Genomic DNA, 21,137 nt, shown 5'->3' on the forward strand with positions numbered 1-21,137 from the left:
CCCACCGCCTTTCAGGGTCAATTGCAACATTTTGCCATCAAGCGTGAAGGAACGACATCTCATCTTTCAACATTATCCTTTTGGCGCGTGTTATCAAAAGAGGTGAATATGGTCGTTTTCTTCGCTTTCCTTCAAAGGATTATGATGATCGTCTTCGCGACTTTCGCGATTATGATGCTGCCCGAAGAAAACGGGACCAGTCTTTCGCACGCTCAGGCTCAGAACCTTATCGAAAGGGTGTTGAGTAGTGATGCCAAACACAAGAGTCCGCAAAGGCGACCAAAGAAGAAGCGTGTGGCCAAACAAAGCCAATCCAAGGCATCACTTGTCGCGCCCAATCCATCGTCTACTGCCGCACCTGCCGTAATTCCTATTCCAACGCCTTCACCTCGTCGAGAAGAGGAAACGGCAAAGCGATCGGAACAGTCAAAGCGTGTTCAGACACCTTCTGCCGAAAATCCTCCTCTGCCGGATAAAAAACCCAAGCAACAGGTACAAAACGTCAAACCGACCGCAGAGTTAGCTCCCCCTTCGAAGCCAGAACGTATCTATCAGGTTTCTTGTCCAGCCCTGATGACCGGAGATGTGGAGGGACAGCTGTTACCTCCGATCCAAGACGCAGCACAATGCAGTGCGCGCTCGCCTTTATCGCTGACAGCAATTGGAAAAACCGAACCTTTGAAATTCACCAATGCAGTCACCACAAATTGCGCAATGGCTGTCACGCTTGCTGAATGGTCAAAAGATGTCAGAGAGGCAGCCAGGAAAGTGTACGGAGACAGGATCAAGATCTCCGAAATCGGAACCGGATCAGATTATCAATGCCGTAATGTCAACGGCACATCTACGGGACGAGTATCGGAACATGCTTTCGCGAATGCACTTGATATCATGTCATTTAAATTTTCTGATGGCTCGAAGACTGAGCTGGAAAGTGGATGGAATGGGTCAGAGAAAGAGAAAGCTTTCTGGCGTGCAGTGCATGGTGCGAGTTGCAAGATCTTTATGACTGTCATCGGGCCGGATGGTGACGCGGCTCACCAGACGAACATGCATCTAGATCAGGGATGCCACGGCAAATCCTGTCTTGCTCGAATCTGCCAATAAGATATCTTGCGACGTTATTGGGAAACACAAAAAAGACCCAACTGCGTTTCTAATAGTATCGTCATTATCGATTTTGCTTACCGCAATTTCTGCGGTAGCTTTTCAAAGGAAGCGATCCATGAAATCGACCCGACTTATATTTTCTGCGATTTTTACACTCGGGATTGTCAGTGCTGCACAAGCGGATGCCGTACCAAAGCGCTCGAAAGATTTTACCGGAAACTACCAAACACTCGTAAAAGATCAGCAGGCATCGCCACCGGTGGCAGACTGCATTGCGAGTGCCTATGACTTTGTGAAAAAGAGCACGAAATATGATCGACTTGGCTTTACCAAAGACGATATTGCTGCGGCCAGCACAAATTCGAAATCTATAAAATTCAGCGCAAAGGACACGCGTAAAGTTTCCAAGGTAATTTCAGTATCCGGAGAAGCCCGCATCAAAGCAGGTGGCTGGGACAGTATCACCCTTCGTTGCGGTATTTCTGATGGCAAGTTAAAAGCAATCGAACTTATTCCATCCAAACCTGCCAAATAAACTGTCGAAAGAGCAGCTTATTAAGCGTCAGCTGCTCTTTTTGTCTGAAACATGTTCGGGCAAGCCTTTGCGTTTGGTTTCCGCAAATTCTTCCAGTTCCTTTTCAGTCATCGATTCATACATTTCTTTCGATGCACCAAAGAGTTCACTCTTTTTAATTTCGCCTCGTTTGGCTGCGAGTGCAGCACCCGCCGCCTTCTGCTGAGCCTGTGATTTTGCTGGCATGAACGTTACTCCCTTCTTCAAGAGAATAACGAGTGTGCGAATAACAAGTTCCTTAATCTTGCGCAGCCACATCAAATCGTGAACGGGCGTTACGCATTTGCTCACGATTTTTTACTGCCCACTGACCCAGCACATCAATCGGCACGGCCAGCGAGTGGCCAAGCTCTGTAAGCGAGTAAGTCACTTCCGGTGGAGATGTTGGCCGCACGCGGCGCGCGACCAATCCATCACGCTCGAGGGATCGTAATGTAACTGTCAGCATTCGCTGGGATATACCCTCAATGGCGCGACGCAAGGCATTGAAACGCAACGAGCCCGTTTGCAGATTGAAAATAACGAGAATGCTCCAAGTATCACCAACACGATCCAAAACTTCGCGAATGGGGCATGAACCCTCCCCTTCAGGGTCAGCCTGAAAAGCGGGTGTTGAAGACAGTAAAGGCGAGCTGGCATTTGGCTCCGTCGTATTTTTCATTCGCGCTCCTACAATCATACTGCACTCTAAATCATTGTTTTAACGCGCATCACCATCCAAACAAAGCTTGACCAGAAATCAGCCTAGCGGATTGATTTTCCCGCATATGCGTTTCAAGCTTTTCAGAATGCGCTCAAAATCTTGATTTCGAGACACGTCTTTTACAAAGATGGTTCCCCGTTTAGGGACACCCCACAATCTGGAACTTACTGCTTCTATCGTCAGTTTTTGCACTTGCCAGCGACGCGGTTACTTCCATGTAACTTAAACATGAAAAAGTGCGTTCTTCACAACGTTTCCGGCATCGACTACATAGTTACCATAAAGAACCTGATTATTAAATATCACTTCTCCAAGTTTAATTGAAAGGAAACATCATGGCGAAAATTGCACTGATCGGCGCTACAGGCTTTGTGGGTACTGCCGTCCTTAAGGAAGCCGCATCTCGCGGCCATAGCGTGACCGCGCTGGTTCGAAACACGGACAAGGTTGAGAAACTCGATAATGTGACAGCGGTGAAGACAGACGTCTTCGACACCGATGCACTCGCCAAACAGCTTGCAGGCCACGACCTTATTATTTCAGCCTTCAATCCCGGCTGGGGTGATGCGAATATCCGCGAAAATCATATCAAGGGTAGTCGTTCCATCAATGAAGCTGCCAAGAAAGCGAACGTAAAGCGCCTCATCGCGGTCGGCGGTGCAGGCAGTCTCTCGATAAATGGGCATCAACTGGTGGACTCACCCGAGTTTCCTGCCGAATGGAAAGAAGGTGCACTCGGCGCGCGCCAGGCCTTGAATGAATTGCGTGAAGAAAAGGACCTCGATTGGACCTTCGTTTCGCCTGCAATCATTCTTCAGCCGGGTGAGCGCACTGGAAAATATCGTCTTGGTACGGATGAACCTGTGTTCGACGACAAGGGAGAAAGCAAGATCTCTGTTGAAGATCTGGCCGTTGCGATTGTTGATGAAGCCGAACAGGGAAAATACATCGGCAAGCGTTTCACCGCTGCTTATTGAGCGCCATCATTGCCGGGCGGACAACCGCCCGGTTTCGTCAAGCTAACCCGATCACTTTTAAGTGCGTTCTTAACAAGCGGCATAAAGCGCATTAACTAAACGCATCAGACAACAGATCGATGGAACGCATGGAACTCGGTATTTATACTTTCGGCGATATAGGGCCTGACCCCGAAACCAATCGCCCGCTCTCGCCACAACAACGGCTCAACAATCTCATCGAGGAGATCGAACTCGCAGATCAGGTTGGCCTTGATGTGTTCGGCGTGGGCGAGCACCATCGACCGGATTATGCGATTTCTACGCCGCCCGTCGTGCTGGCAGCGGCAGCTTCACGCACGAAAAACATAAAGCTGACCAGCGCGGTAACGGTTCTTTCGTCTGACGATCCTGTGCGGGTCTATCAGCAGTTTTCAACGCTCGATCTAATCTCCAACGGGCGGGCTGAAATTATGGCAGGACGCGGCTCGTTTATCGAATCCTTCCCGCTTTTTGGCTATAATCTCGACGACTACGACACGCTTTTTGCCGAAAAGCTCGACCTGTTGCTCAATATCCGTCAGAATGAGCATGTTACCTGGACTGGCACCACGCGTGCAGCAATTGATGGTCGTGGCGTATATCCGCGTGCGTTGCCGGATTCCTTACCTATATGGCTCGCAGTGGGTGGTACGCCTGCATCAGTGGGACGAGCAGCACTTCTTGGTTTACCTCTCGCTATTGCGATTATCGGCGGATATCCACAGCGTTTCGCGCAACTAACCGATTTCTATCGCGAAGCAGGACTTAAAGCAGGGCACGCACCCGAAAAGCTCAAAGTTGGAATCAATTCTCACGGCTATATTGCTGAAAACTCTCAACAAGCTGGCGACGAGTTTTACAATTCTTACGCATATGTCATGAGCAAACTCGGGCGTGAGCGGGGCTGGCCAGCAACCAGCCGAGAACAGTTTGATGCAATGTGCCAACCACAAGGATCGCTACTCGTCGGAAGCCCGCAACAGATCATCGAAAAGATTTTAAGCCAGCACAGCTATTTCAAGCATGATCGCTTCTTGCTTCAGACAGCCCTTGGCAATCTGCCCCACAAATATGCGATGAAATCGATTGAGCTATTTGGAACCAAAGTGGCGCCGGAAGTCCGCAAAACGTTGAACCTGCAAACCTGCTCCTAAGCAAATGCCGGCTGGATATTTCCAGCCGGCTTTTTCATAAGAGCGACGATTTGATTGGACCAGATAGGCGCTTTCAATGAATGTTTTACGTGCGCCCTTTCCGATCATGGCGGGACCGGCAATCACTCCAGTGGACTGATTTCCCTGCGTAGGGCGCTTCACACTTTTCGGGATGCACTTTAAACCAGTTCGACTTCCACGATACCCGGGATTGCCTTCATCGCGCTCGCAATTTGCGGACTGACGCGATAACGGTGAGGAAGTTCAATCTCGACCTCGCGCTGGCCATCTTCCTTAATGACAATCAGGCTCACCTGCCCGTCACCACGCGTGTTAAAATGCGGCGCAATGTGCTTCACCGCCTCGGCTGAACGCAGATAAAGTCGCAATGCCTTTTGCATACGGCAAGCCTCATCTTCCAGTGACTGAACCGTCTGGATTCTGAGGCCAATACCTTCTGGGCGGTTTTCAGCAGCAACCGTAACCACCACCGATTTACCGCTCTCAAGGAGATCGCGATATTGCGCCAGACCTTCCGAGAAAAGCACAGCTTCAAACTGACCGCTGGCATCCGATAGCTGCACAATGCCCATCTTATTGCCTGTGCGTGTCTTACGCTCCTGTCTGGTTGTCACGGTCCCTGCAAGACGACCCGCATTTGCGCCCCGCTTCACCGCCGCCGAAAACTCGGTCCAACTCTGTACGCGCATACGATCAAGTACCTGACGATATTCATCAAGCGGATGTGCAGACAGATAGAATCCGACCGCCTGAAATTCGCGATGTAGCTTTTCTGATGGAAGCCATGGTGCAGCCTGCGGCAGAATAAGTGTTTCTTTCGGTGCACCCGAAAGCCCGAAAATATCGGACTGACCACTAGCCGCATTTTCCTGCGTGCGCTGGGCGAAGCCCATGATGCGATCCATGCCAGCGCTCATCGAAGCTCGGTCACGACCAAAACAATCAAGCGCACCGGCATTGATCAAGCTTTCCGTGACGCGACGATTGACGATTTTAGGATCGACCCGCTCAAAGAAATCTTCCAGACTTTCAAACGGCTTTTCTGAGCGAACATTGACGATATGATCAACCGCCGCCTCCCCGACACCCTTGATTGCAGCAAGAGAATAGAAAATTTTCTTCTCTCCCACCTCAAAAGGGCGGAACGACGTCATGACTGATGGAGTGACAACATCAATCCCCAGCCGATTTGCATCGCGACGGAAATCGTTAAGCTTATCGGCGTTCGACATATCATATGTCATTGAAGCGGCAAGAAACTCAACAGGGTAATGCGCCTTCATATAGGCGGTCTGATAAGACACGATTGCATAGGCAGCTGCGTGAGACTTGTTGAAGCCATAGTCAGCGAACTTAGCCAACAAGTCGAAAATCATGTTCGCCTGAGCTTTATCAACACCGCCTTCAATTGCACCGTCAACGAAACGGACACGTTGTTTGTCCATTTCCTCACGGATTTTTTTACCCATAGCACGGCGTAGAAGATCAGCTTCACCCAGCGAATAGCCGGAAAGAACCTGCGCGATCTGCATCACCTGTTCCTGATAAACGATAACGCCTTGCGTTTCCTTAATCAGACCGTCGATCTTCGGATGAATGGAAGCGATCTCTTCCTCACCGTTTTTGCGCGCATTATAGGTCGGGATATTCTCCATCGGACCCGGGCGATAAAGCGCCACAAGTGCAATAATATCCTCAATGCGGTCTGGTCGCATGCCTAGCAGCGCTTTACGCATACCCGCACTTTCCACCTGAAACACACCGACCGTTTCACCACGAGACAGCATTTCATAGGTAAGCTTGTCATCAAGCGGCAGACGCGACAGATCAATGTCTATGCCCTTGCGCGCGATGAGCTTGACGGCTGTTTCAAGCACAGTGAGAGTTTTGAGACCAAGAAAGTCGAACTTGACCAGACCGGCCTGTTCAACCCACTTCATATTAAACTGTGTGACCGGCATATCGGAACGCGGATCACGATACATCGGAACAAGTTCAGAAAGCGGGCGATCACCGATAACGATACCGGCAGCGTGGGTTGAAGCGTGGCGATAAAGCCCTTCAAGCTTCAGCGCCATATCGAGAAGGCGACCGACGACCGGCTCCTTCTCCCGCTCCTCATTGATTTTGGGTTCTGTTTCAATAGCCTGCGCCAAAGATACCGGATTAGCCGGGTTTTGAGGCACCAGCTTGCAGAGGCGGTCAACCTGGCCATAGGGCATTTCGAGAACACGGCCCACATCGCGTAATACCGCACGCGCTTGCAGCGTTCCAAATGTGATGATCTGTGCAACCTGATCACGGCCATACTTTGCCTGCACATAACGAATAACTTCTTCACGACGGTCCTGACAGAAGTCGATATCGAAATCGGGCATCGATACGCGGTCAGGATTGAGGAAGCGTTCGAACAGCAGCGAGAAGCGTAGCGGATCAACGTCCGTTATCGTCAAGGCATAGGCGACAAGCGAACCCGCACCGGACCCACGGCCCGGCCCCACCGGAATACTCTTTTGCTTCGCCCATTTGATAAAGTCCGCAACAATGAGAAAGTAGCCCGGGAACTTCATGCGGGTTATAATGCCGATCTCGTAGTCGAGCCGCTCGGCATATTGTTGTTCCGTATACCCTTCAGCAAGTCCAGCTGTTCCCAGCCGCATCTTCAGGCCTTCGCGTGCCTGCCGGGCAAGCTCGTCAGCCTCAGCCCGCATAGCTGCTTCAGGATCATCAGAATCGCCAGTGAAACGCGGCAGAATTGGCTGTCTCGTCTGAGTAAACCAGCTGCAGCGCTGCGCAATCTCAATTGTATTTTCAAGTGCTTCGGGCAGATCTGCAAAAAGCGCAACCATTTCGGCGCGGCTTTTCAAATAATGATCCGGCGTCAGACGACGGCGATCATCATTGGAAATAATTTGTCCTTCCGCGATGGCGAGCAGCGCATCATGTGCTTCGAAATCCTCTGCCTTAAGGAAGAAGGCTTCATTCGTAGCGACGAGCGGCAAATCCATTGCATAAGCAAGTTCGACAGTTTTTGCTTCAAGCGCTCGGTCATAGCCGGCCTGACGTTGCAACTCGACATATAAGCGATCACCAAAAGCGTCTTTCAAAAAGGCCAGTCGACTTTCGGCGCGATCAGCACGGTCAGCAGCAAATGCGCGTCCGATCGGCCCCAGCGGACCACCCGAAAGGACGATCACATCTTCTGCAAGACCGGACAGCCAGCTCGCATCCACATGTACCGGATCACCTGAGGGCGTATCGAGGTAGGCACGACTGACCAGCCTAACGATGTTGCCGTAGCCTTCCTCCGTAGAAGCAAGGAAGACCAAAGGCGCAAGATCAAGAACAAGCCTGCGGTTTGCGCTGCGGCTGTTATCATTGTGATCGCCAAATGCAACATCAAGCTGGCAACCGATAATAGGTTGCAAACCATCTTTCGACGCTTTCTGAGCAAACTCCAAAGCGCCAAATAAATTGTTGCTGTCGGTTATTGCGATGGCCGGCGCTTCATCGGCAATCGCCTGTTTGATGATCTTGCCAACCGGCAGTGCACCTTCGAGCAAGGAATAAGCAGAATGAACTCGCAGATGAACAAAACGAGGCGACGACTTGTCCCTGCCCGCTTCGATGCTTGCTGTATCACTCATATCATTTCCCCGATCTTTGCAGAGCTAACTCCGCTGCTAAGGCATGATAATGAAATCATGCCTTTATCGCCATCCGCGTGCCATTCACAATATTGAAGTTTGCACACGATAACGGGCGACTCTCATCGCCCATTCAGGCAGTTTCGGGGAATACGGTAACGATGTCCAGAGTTAGCTTCGTTACTATCGTTCAGGTTCACAAAAGAACCCGTTTTACGTTTTCAGATTGCACTTACCCAGATAGCGAAAGTTGCAACGAACAGGCTGACGGAGACGAAAGATAAAACGTCGTAGACGAGATCGGTCATGTGGATAACTCCTCTTTGTTCACGTATGTTTATTTTTTGTTCCATTTTTGTTCCAATGTCAACACTAATATAGCTGTGCAGATCTATTTAAGGTTTATGAAATATAAACAGAAAACGCCGACAGCATCAGCCGTCGGCGTTGGGAAACAGGTAGTCGTAAAACTCTGAGCTTTATCTCAGCGCAGATAAAGCTATCGGGCTTGCGATATCAAAGATCTACAACCTTGCCGTCTTTCAGCGTCACGCGCCTGTCCATACGACGTGCAAGATCGTGGTTATGTGTGGCGATCATCGCGGCCAATCCAGACTGGCGCACCAAAGCTTCCAGAGCACCAAAAACATAAGACGATGTTGTCGGATCGAGATTCCCGGTCGGCTCATCGGCCAAAAGTACGAGAGGTGCGTTGGCGACTGCACGCGCAATAGCAACGCGCTGCTGCTCGCCGCCAGAAAGCTCGGCTGGACGATGCGAAGCACGCTTGCCGATCTTCATGTAATCCAACAGTTGCTGCGCACGTACCATTGCAGCCTTCTGCGGAAGGCCACGGATCATCTGCGGCATCATCACATTTTCCAGCGCAGAAAATTCCGGCAGCAAGTGGTGGAACTGATAAACAAAGCCCACATCGTTGCGGCGGACAGCAGTACGTTCGTCTTCCGGCAGTTCACCACACGAACGCCCATCCAGAATGACATCACCAGCATCCGGGCGCTCCAGCAAACCAGCAGTGTGAAGCAGCGTTGATTTACCTGCACCAGATGGCGCAACAAGCGCCACCATCTCGCCGCGACGCAGCGTAAAGCTCGCGTCTTTCAGAATAACCAGTTCGCGATCAGCTTCCTTATAGGCTCGGCTGACATTTTCCAGACGCAGAATGACTTCAGCCGCCATTATTCATACCTCAGAGCTTCGACCGGATCGAGCTTGGCCGCGCGCCATGCCGGCAAAATGGTGGCAATAAATGAAAGGACCAAAGCCATTCCAATAACAGATAAGGTTTCGCCAACATCCATCTTTGCGGGCAGCGTGCTTAAGAAATAAAGTTCCGGATTAAACAGGGTCGTACCCGAAAGCCACGAAAAGAACTGTCGAATCCGCTCGACATTCAGACACACGACAACTCCGAGCACTACGCCTGCAAGCGTACCCGTCACGCCAATCGCAGCCCCCGTCATCAGGAATATCCGCATGACAGCGCCACGTGTTGCCCCCATGGTTCTCAGGATCGCGATGTCACGCCCTTTATCCTTCACCAGCATGATAAGGCCGGAAATAATGTTGAGAGCTGCGACAAGCACGATCAACGTAAGGATCATGAACATGACATTGCGCTCGACCTGCAAGGCAGAAAAGAAAGTCTGGTTGCGCTGGCGCCAATCGACCATGGAAATCTGGCGAGCTGCCACTTCCTCAACTGGTGCGCGCATGGCATCGACCTTATCCGGATTATCGACGAAGATTTCGAGCGACTGAACCTTGTCTTCCTGGTTGAAGAACAACTGCGCTTCAGTGAGTGGCATCATCACGATGGACGCATCATATTCCGACATACCGATCTCAAAGATCGCGACAATCGGATAGGCTTTCACGCGTGGGTTTACGCCAAAGGGCGTCACGTCACCATCAGGAGAGATAACGCGCAATGTGTCGCCAATGGAGAGGCCGAGGTTTTCAGCCATACGTGTACCAATGGCCACACCTCCGCTCTGATCGAACCCCTGCAAAGTGCCCTGCTTAATATTGTCAGAAACAAGCTTGAGCTTGGCAAGATCCTCCTCGCGAAGGCCGCGAACCAGTGCGCCGGTGCCTGCACCGATATTGCCTTGCACTAAAGCCTGTCCTTCTACGACTGGTATGGCGAACTTCACACCGGAAATGCCGTCAATGCGAGTAATGAGGCTCGCGTAATCATCAAGCGGGCGATCAATCGGCTGCATGATGAGATGACCGTTAATGCCCAGAATTCTATTCAGAAGCTCCGCGCGGAAGCCATTCATCACCGCCATAACGATGATGAGGGTAGCAACACCGAGCATGATACCGGTGAAAGAGAAACCGGCGATGACCGATATAAAGGTTTCGCGGCGGCGCGCTCGCAAATAGCGCCATGCGATCATCCGCTCAAAGGCTGAAAATGGACCGGAAGAAGGTGTCTTACCAGACGCCTTCTGTTTACCATCAGATTTTGCTGCCGCCGCACTGCTCATGTTTAAGCCGTCAATAGATTGATTGCAGCTTCGACGGTGAGATTCTGACGCTCACCGGTCTTACGGTCCTTGACCTCGACTTCGCCAGCGGCGACACCACGTGGACCGACGATAACCTGATAAGGCAGGCCGATCAGATCCATGGTCGCAAACTTGGAGCCAGGACGGTTATCCGTGTCATCGAGAAGCGGATCAATGCCGGCATTCGTGAAAGCTTCATAGAGTTTTTCACTCACGCCATCGCAACCTTCATCCCCCGGCTTCATGTTGACAATGCCAACACCAAAAGGCGCAATCGCCTTTGGCCAGATGATGCCAGCTTCGTCGTGGGATGCTTCAATAGCAGCTGCCACCAGACGCGAAGGGCCGATACCGTAAGAGCCCATCGAAACAAGATGCTCCTTGCCATCTGGACCCTGCACTTTTGCCCCCATAGGCTCGGAATATTTAGTGCCGAAGTGGAAGATATGGCCGACTTCAATACCCCGCGCGGAAACCTGATCCTCTGCCTTTACAGCAGCCCATTCAGCTTCATCATGCATTTCGTCTGTTGCGGCATAAGGGGTCGTCCAGCGATTAACGATATCCGTCAACTGCTCATCATTGCGGAAATCGGTGTCCGCGCCTGGAACGGCCAAATCGAGATAAGCCTTATCGCAGTAGACCTGGCTTTCACCGGTTTCAGCCAGAATGATGAATTCGTGACTGAGATCACCACCGATCGGGCCGGTATCGGCACGCATCGGGATCGCCTGCAGACCCACGCGAGCAAACGTGCGCAGATAAGAGACAAACATGCGGTAGTAAGCCATCTTCGCGCCCTCATAGTCGAGGTCGAACGAATAAGCATCTTTCATCAGGAATTCACGCGAGCGCATTACGCCGAAACGCGGACGCACTTCGTCGCGGAACTTCCATTGGATATGATAAAGGTTAAGCGGCAGGTCTTTATAAGAACGGACATAAGAACGGAAAATATCCGTAACCATTTCTTCATTGGTCGGTCCGAAGAGCATTTCGCGCTCCTGACGGTCCTGAATGCGAAGCATTTCCTTGCCATACGCATCATAACGACCGCTTTCACGCCAAAGATCGGCCGACTGGATCGTCGGCATCAGAATTTCATTCGCACCAGCACGGTTTTGCTCTTCACGAATGATATTGCAAACCTTGTTGAGCACTTTCAGACCAAGAGGGAGCCATGAATAAATGCCTGCCGACTGCTGACGGATCATACCCGCGCGCAGCATTAACCTGTGAGAGACAATTTCTGCCTCTTTTGGGTTTTCCTTTAGAATAGGCAAAAAATACCGCGACAGACGCATCGTGACCACCGATCAAGAGAGAGATTGCCTGAGTATCAACTGAGTGTGAGGAGAATCAGGCAAAAATTAAGCAAATCTGTCGATTTCATAACGAGTTATGCCGCTGTTGAAAACCCGCCCATTTACTGTTTGCTAACCAGCTTTTTTAGCACCCACAACAATCAGCAACGCGCCTGTAAATAGAGAATCGAGATGCGCTCCACTTAATTCTTTTTAAAATTCAATATTTTACGCGGATCACATATAAAAAGGGCAAAAAATACGAAGGAAATATGACTTCCTGAAAGATTCTTGGTGACAAAAGCTGTGCAGTCCGCTATTTTTTTCATCAATAAGCATGACAACGGAAATAACCGTTGTTTAACGCGGTCAAAGTCTTGGGAGGATGGATCCAGGCGCGATTTTTCGCTGCCGCCGGTAAAATGGAAATGGATCGAACGCGTATTCGACTAGCAAGGCGAAAGCCTTGCTTTTTTTTTAGCCTTGACAATAAACGCGGTTTTTTAGGCGACCAAGCGCGAGCAACCTACTGTTATTATTGATTTTTCTCATTTGACGAATTTTTAGACTGATTTCCAATCATTTGAAACTCAATGGGACATTGCAACCGCCGAAACATGGTGGAAAAAATCACGGATCGAAGCGCTAATTTTATATTGATTCAAATAGTTATACTGAATTGATGAGTTTTAGATTCACAGAGAATCTAACAGTTCCACGTATAAAATGCTCCTCAGAAATTTACTGCCTAAATATTAGGCGGAAGATCAACGGCCTATAAAATATCTAAACCGGTCTGGTTGCTATTTCAGATCGGGGAAGAAATGTGGAATGTCGTCAAGCCCAAAACCTCGAACCTGCGTCATATAGTAATAGAGCGCAAATATGGCTGAAGCCACAATCGTTGTGCGAAGAAAAGCCCGCCCAATGCGGGGTTTTGCCGGTGCACTGGCGACCGTTCCCAAAGTCACGTCATTTTCTTCCGCTTGCGTTCGTAACCCAACAGGTAAAAGCGCAAACAATGTGATCCACCAGAAGATAAAATACATGGCGATGCCGGAGACAATCGTCATCTCATGCCTCCTCAAGCTCAATTAGAGTGCCATTGAAGTCCTTGGGATGCAAAAACAGTACGGGTTTCCCATGCGCCCCAATCTTTGGTTCGCCGCTGCCAAGAATGCGCGCGCCTTCTGCCTTTAGATGGTCACGAGCGGCGATAATATCCGCCACTTCATAGCAAAGATGGTGGATGCCGCCGGAAGGGTTCTTTTCCAGAAAGCTTGTGATAGGTGATCCCTCGCCCAAAGGCTCAAGCAACTCAATCTTGGTATTGCCTACATCAATGAAGACCACCGTCACACCATGCTCAGGCAAAGCCTGTGGCGCGGTCACTTTCGCACCCAACTGGCCGCTATAAAGTGCAGAAGCGACCTTAATATCGGGCACCGCAATTGCGACATGGTTCAGGCGTTCAAGCATCAGTATCCTCCTCCCGAAAACTGAAGCCTACTTTATCCGGTTGAGAAATACTGTCACTACCGGCTTTTTGCCCCATGCTTCATTTGTCGCAGCGCGAACAGCACGGCGAACGGATTCACGAACCACTTCCAGATCCTTGCGGCGAACACGTGGAATGCTGTCGATCGCTTCAATAGCTGCATCAAGCAGAACATCTTCCATCAGGTCACCCTGGCCGTCTTCCTCTGGCAGACCGAAAGCGACAAGATCAGGTTCATCCATAATCTTGAAATCACGGTCGAGCAGCACGGAAACCGCAACATGACCGACATAGGCAAGCTTGCGTCGCTCAACCATACCGATTTCGTCTTCATCACCGATCAGTTTGCCGTCCTTATAGATACGACCAATCGGGGCTTCGTCGATGATTTCGGCCTTGCCGGGTGCAAGACGGAGCATGTCGCCATCACGCACCTGTGCGATTTCTTCGATGCCTTCCATTGCCCCTAGCGACCCCTGCGCGACAAGATGCGCTGCTTCACCGTGCACCGGCACGAGGATTTTCGGGCGCACCCAGGAATACATGCGCTTCAGCTCGGCTCTTCGTGGATGGCCGGAAACATGGACGAGCGCTTCATCATCGCTGATCAGCTTGATACCCTGATCGATAAGCTTGTTCTTGATGTCCAGAATGGCCTTTTCGTTACCCGGAATCGGGCGCGACGAGAAAATAACCGTATCGCCAGCCGAAAGCGCAATGCTGCGCATTTCATCACGCGCAAGTTTCGCAAGTGCTGCACGCGGTTCGCCCTGACTGCCCGTGAGGATCATCACGACGTTTTCACGCGGAATATAGCCATAATCGTCTTCGCTGAGGAACTCAGGCAGGCCTTCCATATAGCCAAGTTCGGTCGCCACAGCGATTGTGCGTTTCATGGAACGACCAACCACCAGCACCTGACGACCCGCATCGCGTGCGGCTTCGGTGATCGAGCGAATGCGTCCAACATTCGACGAGAAAGTCGTAATGGCAACGCGTCCACGCGCGTTTTCAATGAGTTCGCGCAGGCTTTCGCCGACTTGACGCTCAGATGGAGATTCCCCTTCGCGCATCGCATTGGTGGAGTCGCAGACGAGCGCCAGAACACCCTGATCACCAAGCGCACGGAAACGTGCTTCATCAATCAGCGGCCCCATCGACGGATCCGGGTCCATCTTCCAGTCGCCTGTATGAATGACAGTGCCCAGCGGCGTGGTAATGGCAAGTGAAACAGGTTCAGGAATGGAGTGCGTAACCGCAATGGCTTCGATCTTGAACGACCCGATTTCAAAGCTTTCACCCGCTTTGAAAATATTCATAGGGATTTCCGGCGCACCGAATTCAGACTGGCGCTTGGCTTCAAGCAAACCTGCCGTGAATGGTGTTGCGTAGACTGGCGCTTTCAGGCGCGGCCAGAGATCAAGCAGCGCTCCGTAATGATCTTCATGCGCATGCGTGATGACAATACCGCGCAGATTGTGCTTTTCAGCTTCTAGAAAACGAATATCAGGAAGAATAAGGTCCGCCCCCGGATGCTCCGGTCCGGCAAAGCTTACGCCCATGTCAACCACGATCCATTCACGATTGTCTTCGGGACCAAAGCCGTACATGGCGACATTCATGCCGATTTCGCCGACACCACCAAGTGGCAGGAAGACAAATTGCGTGGATGGTGAGCGGGGCATAATGCCTCCCTGTTCTATGCTTTGAATTTATTATGCCTCTGTTGAACCGACAACCGATAGTTTGCAAGCCCGGAATGACGTGCAATGTCGCGCATTGTTCACAAATATTCGTTCATGAACCGGCTTTAATGGAGGCGGCTGTTCCAAAATAGACGTCACCCGCAGTTACGGGCACACGCATTCCGTCGTCTTGGCGGATGACCAGTCGGCATTCCGAATCGATAGTCTCAAACACGCCTTCAACGATCTTGCCATTGAGTTGCATTGCAACAGGCTGACCAAGGCCATATGCCCGTTTGAGCCAAAGCGTGCGGATATTATTCAATCCCCGTCCCTGATCCCATATACGGTAGTAGTGACACCATGCATCGGAAAGCGCGAGAAACAGTGTGGCTGCATCCGTATTGCCGCCCAATGCGTTGATCGAGGTTGCGGCATAAGGCAGGCCCTCAGGCGCTGCAACAACGTTTGTGCCCATGCCGATCGCTATTCCGAAATACCCGTCAGAGAGCATTGTTGACTCAAGCAGAATTCCCGAGAGCTTTGCGCCATCCACAAGCACATCATTTGGCCATTTGAGTGCAACGTTCACTTTAGCAACCACCGCTTCCGGCAACACGGCATCCACAGCGTCGGCCAAGGCCAGACCTGCAACAAAACCGAGTGTGGCAGCTGTTTTCGGTTCAAATTGATCAACGAGAAGCAGAGTGGCGGCGAGATTGCCTTCAGGCGCAGTCCATGTACGGCCACGGCGCCCTCGTCCTCTCTCCTGCTTGGGAGAAACGAACCAGAGGCGTCCTGCATCCCAGGCATTAGCCTGTGCAAGCGCCTCTGCATTGGTAGAACCAACGACCGGGAAAAACTCCAGTCGGTATTTGTCTGCTAAAGCCGCAGGTGCCAGCGTGAATCCCATGCCATCAACTGCGGCCTTATTTATTGTCATGCTCAGAAGAATGTCTTCGCTGCTGTTTCAGCCAAGCCACCGAGCCAGCCACCGATCAGTCCATAGAACAGAACGAAGGCACCCGAAACGAGCAGAACCAGACGGAGCTCAATTGCCGCCGGAACGAAAGTCGCCACCGGCTCATCGAACCACATGACCTTGATCATACGCAGATAGTAGAAAGCACCTACAACCGAAGCGACAATACCGATGATCGCCAATGGATAAAGACCCACTTCAACGGCTGCAACGAAGGTGTACCACTTACCGAAAAAGCCAGCGAGCGGTGGAATACCTGCAAGCGAGAAAAGCATGATCGTCATGATAACAGCCATGACCGGATTGGTGCGCGAAAGCCCAGCAAGATCGTCAATCTTCTCAACATTGCCATCTTTGGTCCGCATCGACAAAATGAAAGCAAAGCTGCCAAGCGTCATGACCAGATAGATCGCCATGTAAAGAGCCACACCCTTAACACCGACAACCGTACCTGCTGCCAGACCAACGAGGGCATACCCCATGTGGCTGATCGACGAGTAAGCCATCAGGCGTTTGATGTTGCGCTGGCCGATTGCAGCGAAGGCACCAAGAACCATCGAAGCGATTGCAACGAATGTAATGATCTGCTGCCAGTCGTGAGTGACAGGAGCGAATGCACCTTCAACAACACGAACGATCAGCGCCATTGCAGCCATTTTCGGAGCAGCCGCAAAGAACGCGGTTACCGGCGTTGGCGAACCTTCATAAACGTCCGGCGTCCACATATGAAATGGAACAGCAGAGATCTTGAAGCAGAGGCCTGCGAGGATAAACACCAGACCAAAGACGAGGCCAAGCTGACGCTCACCGCCGGTGATTGCACTTGCAATTTCAGCAAAACCGATATGGCCGGTGTAACCGTAAACAAGGCTGATACCATAGAGCAGCATACCCGAAGACAGCGCACCAAGAACGAAATATTTTAGGCCTGCTTCTGTGGAACGCACGCTGTCACGATTGAAGGCTGCAAGCACATAAAGTGCCAAAGACTGCAATTCGAGACCCATATAAAGCGTCAGCATATTCGATGCCGACACCATGATGAGCATGCCGAGCGTGGAAATCACGATCAGGACAGGAAACTCGAACTTGTCAAATTTTTCTTCACGCGCGAAGCCGACCGACATGATCAGCGCCACGATAGAGCCGATCAATGTCAGCGCCTTCATGAAGCGCGCAAATGCATCGCTGACAAAAGCACCGCCAAAAGCGCTGCCATTGTGAGGGAAAATCAGGACAAGAGCGAGTGCTGCGATCAGAACGGCGACAGCTAGTCCATTGACGATGGTTGAGGCGCGCTCTCCGGAGAACACGCCGATCATAAGCAATACCAGCCCACTCAGCGCGAGGAGAACCTCGGGAGCTGCGAGAGTCAGGGAAGCAATCAGGTCGGTTTGCATCAAGCCTACGCCTTTACTTACTGCGCCAGCGTAGCACTAGCGGCATTTGCCAGCGCTGCGTCATAATTGGTAACCAGTGCATGCACGGCACTTGCGGTCACATCGAAGACCGGCACCGGATACACACCGAAGAAGATAGTGAGGGCCACAAGCGGATAGAGAATCAGCTTTTCACGCGGGCTGAGGTCGAGAAGCCCCTTTAGGCTTTCCTTGGTCAGCGCACCAAACACCACATTGCGATAGAGCCACAGCGCATAGGCTGCCGACAGGATCACACCCGATGTTGCAAACAGCGCCACCCACGTATTGACACGGAAGACACCGAACAGCGTGAGGAATTCACCGATAAAGCCAGAGGTGCCCGGAAGACCGACATTCGCCATCGTCAGGATGAGGAAGGCAACTGCGTATTTCGGCATATTGTTGACGAGCCCGCCAAACGCCGAGATTTCACGCGTATGCATACGATCATAAATCACGCCAACACAAAGGAAAAGCGCACCCGAAACGATACCGTGCGAGAGCATCTGGAAGATCGCACCCTGCACACCCTGCTCGTTGGCGGCGAAAATACCCATGGTGACATAGCCCATATGCGCAACCGACGAGTATGCAATCAGCTTCTTGATATCTTCCTGCACCAGAGCAACTAGCGAGGTGTAGACGATAGCAATTGCAGACAATGCAAAGACGAGCGGTGCAAAATCGGCAGATGCCAGCGGGAACATCGGCAGCGAGAAGCGCAGGAAGCCATAGCCGCCGAGCTTCAGAAGAATACCTGCCAGAATGACCGAACCTGCGGTCGGGGCTTCAACGTGCGCATCCGGCAACCAGGTATGAACTGGCCACATTGGCATCTTGACGGCGAAGGATGCAAAGAATGCCAGCCATAACCACGTCTGCATGCCAGCCGGGAAGTCGTATTTCAGCAACTCGACGATGTTGAGCGTTCCGGCCTGCCAATACATTGCCATGATAGCGATGAGCATCAGCACCGAGCCAAGCAGCGTATAAAGGAAGAACTTGAAGCTTGCATAAACGCGGCGCTTGCCACCCCATACGCCGATGATGATGAACATCGGAATAAGGCTTGCTTCGAAGAACACGTAGAACAGGAACAGATCCAGCGCGCAGAACACGCCGATCATGAGCGTTTCCAGAATAAGGAACGCAATCATGTATTCCTTAACGCGCTTCTCGATCGCCAGCCAGCTTGCCAGCACGCAGAAAGGCATGAGGAAAGCGGAGAGAACGACAAACAGCATGGAAATGCCGTCAACGCCCATGTGGTAGGAAATGCCACCACCGAGCCAGTCAATCTGCTCGACCATCTGGAAGCCCGGATTTGAATTATCAAAACCGGCCCAGATCACGAGAGAAAGAATGAAAACGAAAACCGTGGTCAGCAGCGCAACATTTTTAATGTTGCGACGCGAGGCTTCGCTGTCATCCTTGATGAGAAGGATCAACAAGGCGCCGACAAGCGGCAGGAATGTGACCGTAGAAAGAATTGGCCAATCGGTCATCAGAAAGAGCTCCCGAGCATCATCCAGGTGACGAGCGCGGCGACGCCGATAAGCATCGCGAATGCGTAATGATAAAGGTAACCCGACTGCATCTTCACAACGCGACCTGTAACATCAAGAACGCGTGCTGCGACACCATTAGGACCGTAACCGTCGATAATCTTGCCGTCACCGACCTTCCAGAAGAAGCGGCCGAGCCAACGGGCAGGACGAACGAAGATCAGGTCATAGAGTTCGTCGAAGTACCACTTGTTGAGAAGGAACTGGTACAGACCGCGATGACGCTCTGCGAGTGCCTTCGGGATGTGTGGCGCACGGATATAGAATATCCAGGCCGTTACCAGACCGATCAGCATAGCGATGAACGGCGACAACTTAACCCACAGCGGAACATGGTGATAATGTTCCAGAATTTCGTTGCTTGGCAGCGTGAAAAGCGCACCTTTCCAGAACTCGGCATATTCGTGGCCGAAGAAGTATTCCTTGAAAACAACACCTGCAAACAGTGCGCCCACAGCGAGGATAAACAGCGGCACGAGCATGACAGGAGGCGATTCATGAACGTGATGCATGACTTCAGCAGAAGCGCGTGGCTTGCCGTAGAAGGTCATGAAAATCAGGCGCCATGAGTAGAAGCTCGTAAACAGAGCTGCGACCACCAGAAGCGTGAAGGCATAACCCGAAGCAAGGCTGTGCGATGCGAAGACCGACTCGATGATGGCATCTTTCGAAAAGAAGCCAGCAGTACCGATGATCGTGCCAGGAATACCAAGACCCGTAATCGCAACAGTACCGATCATCATCATCCAGTAGGTGATTGGGATCAGCTTACGCAGACCACCCATGCGACGCATATCCTGTTCGTCAGACACGGCATGGATAACCGAGCCTGCGCAAAGGAACAGAAGTGCTTTGAAGAAAGCGTGCGTGAAGAGATGGAATACAGCAGCGCCGTATGCACCGACACCCAAAGCCGCAAACATGTAGCCAAGCTGCGAACAGGTTGAATAAGCGATAACACGCTTGATGTCGTTTTGAACAAGCGCAACCGTTGCCGCAAAGAATGCTGTCGTTGCACCGATGATCGTTACGATCAGCAGAGCGGTATGCGAGAGTTCGAAGATTGGCGACATACGCGCAACCAGGAACACCCCTGCGGTCACCATCGTTGCCGCGTGAATAAGTGCGGAAACAGGTGTCGGGCCTTCCATCGCGTCAGGCAACCATGTGTGCAGCAGGAACTGCGCCGACTTACCCATAGCACCCATGAACAAGAGCAGGCAGACAACGGTCAGCGCCGTTTCCTTGTGCAGTTCGTAGCCGAGGAAGTTCAGAACAACAGCACCCGCATCTGCCGAACCTTCAGCTGGCAGATAGTTTGCTGCAGCTGCGAAGATCGTGTTGTAATCAACCGACTGAAACAGCGCGAACAGACCGAAGATGCCGAGCAGGAAACCAAAGTCACCAACGCGGTTGACAACGAATGCCTTCATTGCAGCGGCATTGGCCGAAGGCTTCTGGAACCAGAAACCGATCAGAAGGTAAGATGCAAGACCCACGCCTTCCCAGCCGAAGAACATCTGGATCAGATTGTCCGACGTTACCAGCATCAGCATGGCAAAGGTAAAGAGCGAAAGATAAGCAAAGAAGCGTGGACGATGCGGATCATGGTGCATGTATCCAATCGAATAGATGTGCACCAGTGCCGATACCGAATTGATCACGACAAGCATGACGCCAGTCAGCGTATCAACACGGAGAGCCCAATCGAACGACAGCGAACCGGATGTAACCCAATGAAGAACTGGGATACGAACCGTTTCGGCATCATGACCAAGCGGGATCTTGAAGAACACGACCCATGACAGGATCGCAACGATCACCATCAGGCCAGATGTAAGGTATTCACTCGCTTTAGCGCCGATCTTGTTGCCGAAGAGACCTGCAACAAGAAAGCCGATAAGCGGAAGGAAGACGATCGCGTTATAGAGCATTTGC

At 51.5% G+C, this 21,137-nt stretch carries 17 protein-coding genes; 4 read left to right on the forward strand and 13 right to left on the reverse strand.

Annotated elements, in window-relative coordinates; all coding sequences use genetic code 11:
- The first annotated feature begins 108 nt into the window (after positions 1–108).
- Entirely contained in the window at positions 109–1,107 is a 999-nt protein-coding gene (locus H5024_RS08385) for an extensin family protein (RefSeq protein WP_187546712.1), read from the forward strand.
- Positions 1,108–1,225: 118 nt separating this feature from the next.
- Positions 1,226–1,645 (forward strand): hypothetical protein, encoded by a 420-nt coding sequence (locus H5024_RS08390; RefSeq protein ID WP_187545332.1) that lies wholly within the window; start codon positions 1,226–1,228, stop codon positions 1,643–1,645.
- Positions 1,646–1,672: 27 nt separating this feature from the next.
- On the opposite strand, the gene H5024_RS08395 is transcribed toward H5024_RS08390, so the two are convergent.
- Positions 1,673–1,870, reverse strand: a complete 198-nt coding sequence (locus H5024_RS08395; protein ID WP_187545335.1) for a DUF3008 family protein — start codon at positions 1,868–1,870, stop codon at positions 1,673–1,675.
- Between the two features lie 52 nt (positions 1,871–1,922).
- Positions 1,923–2,345, reverse strand: a complete 423-nt coding sequence (locus tag H5024_RS08400; protein WP_187545337.1) for a helix-turn-helix domain-containing protein — start codon at positions 2,343–2,345, stop codon at positions 1,923–1,925.
- A gap of 377 nt (positions 2,346–2,722) precedes the next feature.
- On the opposite strand from H5024_RS08400, the gene H5024_RS08405 reads away from it, so the two are divergent.
- On the forward strand, positions 2,723–3,364 hold the full coding sequence (locus H5024_RS08405) for an NAD(P)-dependent oxidoreductase (protein ID WP_187545340.1): 642 nt from the start codon (positions 2,723–2,725) through the stop codon (positions 3,362–3,364).
- Positions 3,365–3,492: 128 nt separating this feature from the next.
- A complete protein-coding gene (locus tag H5024_RS08410) occupies positions 3,493–4,539 on the forward strand; it encodes an LLM class flavin-dependent oxidoreductase (protein ID WP_187546714.1) in 1,047 nt (348 codons plus the stop codon).
- Between the two features lie 179 nt (positions 4,540–4,718).
- On the opposite strand, the gene dnaE is transcribed toward H5024_RS08410, so the two are convergent.
- The 11 genes from dnaE to nuoL form a co-directional block, all read right to left on the reverse strand.
- On the reverse strand, positions 4,719–8,207 hold the full coding sequence (gene dnaE, locus H5024_RS08415; RefSeq protein ID WP_187545343.1) for a DNA polymerase III subunit alpha: 3,489 nt from the start codon (positions 8,205–8,207) through the stop codon (positions 4,719–4,721).
- A 516-nt stretch (positions 8,208–8,723) separates the two neighbouring features.
- Positions 8,724–9,407, reverse strand: coding sequence for an ABC transporter ATP-binding protein (locus tag H5024_RS08420; RefSeq protein WP_187545345.1), 684 nt, complete (start codon positions 9,405–9,407; stop codon positions 8,724–8,726).
- Positions 9,407–10,723, reverse strand: coding sequence for a lipoprotein-releasing ABC transporter permease subunit (locus tag H5024_RS08425; RefSeq protein ID WP_187545347.1), 1,317 nt, complete (start codon positions 10,721–10,723; stop codon positions 9,407–9,409). Before H5024_RS08425 ends, H5024_RS08420 begins: the two co-directional genes overlap by 1 nt.
- A 2-nt stretch (positions 10,724–10,725) precedes the next feature.
- Positions 10,726–12,048 carry a proline--tRNA ligase gene (gene proS, locus H5024_RS08430; protein ID WP_187545348.1) on the reverse strand — a complete coding sequence of 441 codons (1,323 nt, stop codon included), beginning with the start codon at positions 12,046–12,048 and terminating at the stop codon, positions 10,726–10,728.
- 803 nt (positions 12,049–12,851) lie between these two features.
- Complete coding sequence (locus H5024_RS08435) at positions 12,852–13,121, reverse strand: DUF1467 family protein (RefSeq protein WP_187545350.1); 270 nt, start codon at positions 13,119–13,121, stop codon at positions 12,852–12,854.
- A gap of 1 nt (position 13,122) precedes the next feature.
- The gene (mce, locus tag H5024_RS08440) at positions 13,123–13,527 is read right to left on the reverse strand and encodes a methylmalonyl-CoA epimerase (RefSeq protein WP_187545352.1); all 405 of its coding nucleotides are present in this window, start codon (positions 13,525–13,527) and stop codon (positions 13,123–13,125) included.
- A 27-nt stretch (positions 13,528–13,554) separates the two neighbouring features.
- Positions 13,555–15,231, reverse strand: coding sequence for a ribonuclease J (locus H5024_RS08445; RefSeq protein WP_187545354.1), 1,677 nt, complete (start codon positions 15,229–15,231; stop codon positions 13,555–13,557).
- 112 nt (positions 15,232–15,343) lie between these two features.
- On the reverse strand, positions 15,344–16,144 hold the full coding sequence (locus H5024_RS08450; protein WP_187546717.1) for a biotin--[acetyl-CoA-carboxylase] ligase: 801 nt from the start codon (positions 16,142–16,144) through the stop codon (positions 15,344–15,346).
- A 32-nt stretch (positions 16,145–16,176) separates the two neighbouring features.
- Entirely contained in the window at positions 16,177–17,613 is a 1,437-nt protein-coding gene (nuoN, locus tag H5024_RS08455) for an NADH-quinone oxidoreductase subunit NuoN (protein WP_187545356.1), read from the reverse strand.
- Positions 17,614–17,630: 17 nt separating this feature from the next.
- Positions 17,631–19,139, reverse strand: a complete 1,509-nt coding sequence (locus tag H5024_RS08460) for an NADH-quinone oxidoreductase subunit M (protein ID WP_187545358.1) — start codon at positions 19,137–19,139, stop codon at positions 17,631–17,633.
- Positions 19,139–21,133 carry an NADH-quinone oxidoreductase subunit L gene (nuoL, locus tag H5024_RS08465; protein ID WP_187545360.1) on the reverse strand — a complete coding sequence of 665 codons (1,995 nt, stop codon included), beginning with the start codon at positions 21,131–21,133 and terminating at the stop codon, positions 19,139–19,141. The genes H5024_RS08460 and nuoL overlap by 1 nt, the downstream gene beginning before the upstream one ends.
- Positions 21,134–21,137 lie beyond the last annotated feature (4 nt).

This window comes from Ochrobactrum sp. Marseille-Q0166, assembly GCF_014397025.1.
Lineage (GTDB): Bacteria > Pseudomonadota > Alphaproteobacteria > Rhizobiales > Rhizobiaceae > Brucella.

Bases quoted from the DNA above. Each gene is read 5' to 3' on its own strand.
- H5024_RS08385 (WP_187546712.1), top strand. From the start codon at position 109: ATGGTCGTTTTCTTCGCTTTCCTTCAAAGGATTATGATGATCGTCTTC.
- H5024_RS08390 (WP_187545332.1), top strand. From the start codon at position 1,226: ATGAAATCGACCCGACTTATATTTTCTGCGATTTTTACACTCGGGATT.
- H5024_RS08395 (WP_187545335.1), bottom strand. From the start codon at position 1,870: ATGCCAGCAAAATCACAGGCTCAGCAGAAGGCGGCGGGTGCTGCACTC.
- H5024_RS08400 (WP_187545337.1), bottom strand. From the start codon at position 2,345: ATGAAAAATACGACGGAGCCAAATGCCAGCTCGCCTTTACTGTCTTCA.
- H5024_RS08405 (WP_187545340.1), top strand. From the start codon at position 2,723: ATGGCGAAAATTGCACTGATCGGCGCTACAGGCTTTGTGGGTACTGCC.
- H5024_RS08410 (WP_187546714.1), top strand. From the start codon at position 3,493: ATGGAACTCGGTATTTATACTTTCGGCGATATAGGGCCTGACCCCGAA.
- dnaE (WP_187545343.1), bottom strand. From the start codon at position 8,207: ATGAGTGATACAGCAAGCATCGAAGCGGGCAGGGACAAGTCGTCGCCT.
- H5024_RS08420 (WP_187545345.1), bottom strand. From the start codon at position 9,407: ATGGCGGCTGAAGTCATTCTGCGTCTGGAAAATGTCAGCCGAGCCTAT.
- H5024_RS08425 (WP_187545347.1), bottom strand. From the start codon at position 10,723: ATGAGCAGTGCGGCGGCAGCAAAATCTGATGGTAAACAGAAGGCGTCT.
- proS (WP_187545348.1), bottom strand. From the start codon at position 12,048: ATGCGTCTGTCGCGGTATTTTTTGCCTATTCTAAAGGAAAACCCAAAA.
- H5024_RS08435 (WP_187545350.1), bottom strand. From the start codon at position 13,121: ATGACGATTGTCTCCGGCATCGCCATGTATTTTATCTTCTGGTGGATC.
- mce (WP_187545352.1), bottom strand. From the start codon at position 13,527: ATGCTTGAACGCCTGAACCATGTCGCAATTGCGGTGCCCGATATTAAG.
- H5024_RS08445 (WP_187545354.1), bottom strand. From the start codon at position 15,231: ATGCCCCGCTCACCATCCACGCAATTTGTCTTCCTGCCACTTGGTGGT.
- H5024_RS08450 (WP_187546717.1), bottom strand. From the start codon at position 16,144: ATGGGATTCACGCTGGCACCTGCGGCTTTAGCAGACAAATACCGACTG.
- nuoN (WP_187545356.1), bottom strand. From the start codon at position 17,613: ATGCAAACCGACCTGATTGCTTCCCTGACTCTCGCAGCTCCCGAGGTT.
- H5024_RS08460 (WP_187545358.1), bottom strand. From the start codon at position 19,139: ATGACCGATTGGCCAATTCTTTCTACGGTCACATTCCTGCCGCTTGTC.
- nuoL (WP_187545360.1), bottom strand. From the start codon at position 21,133: ATGCTCTATAACGCGATCGTCTTCCTTCCGCTTATCGGCTTTCTTGTT.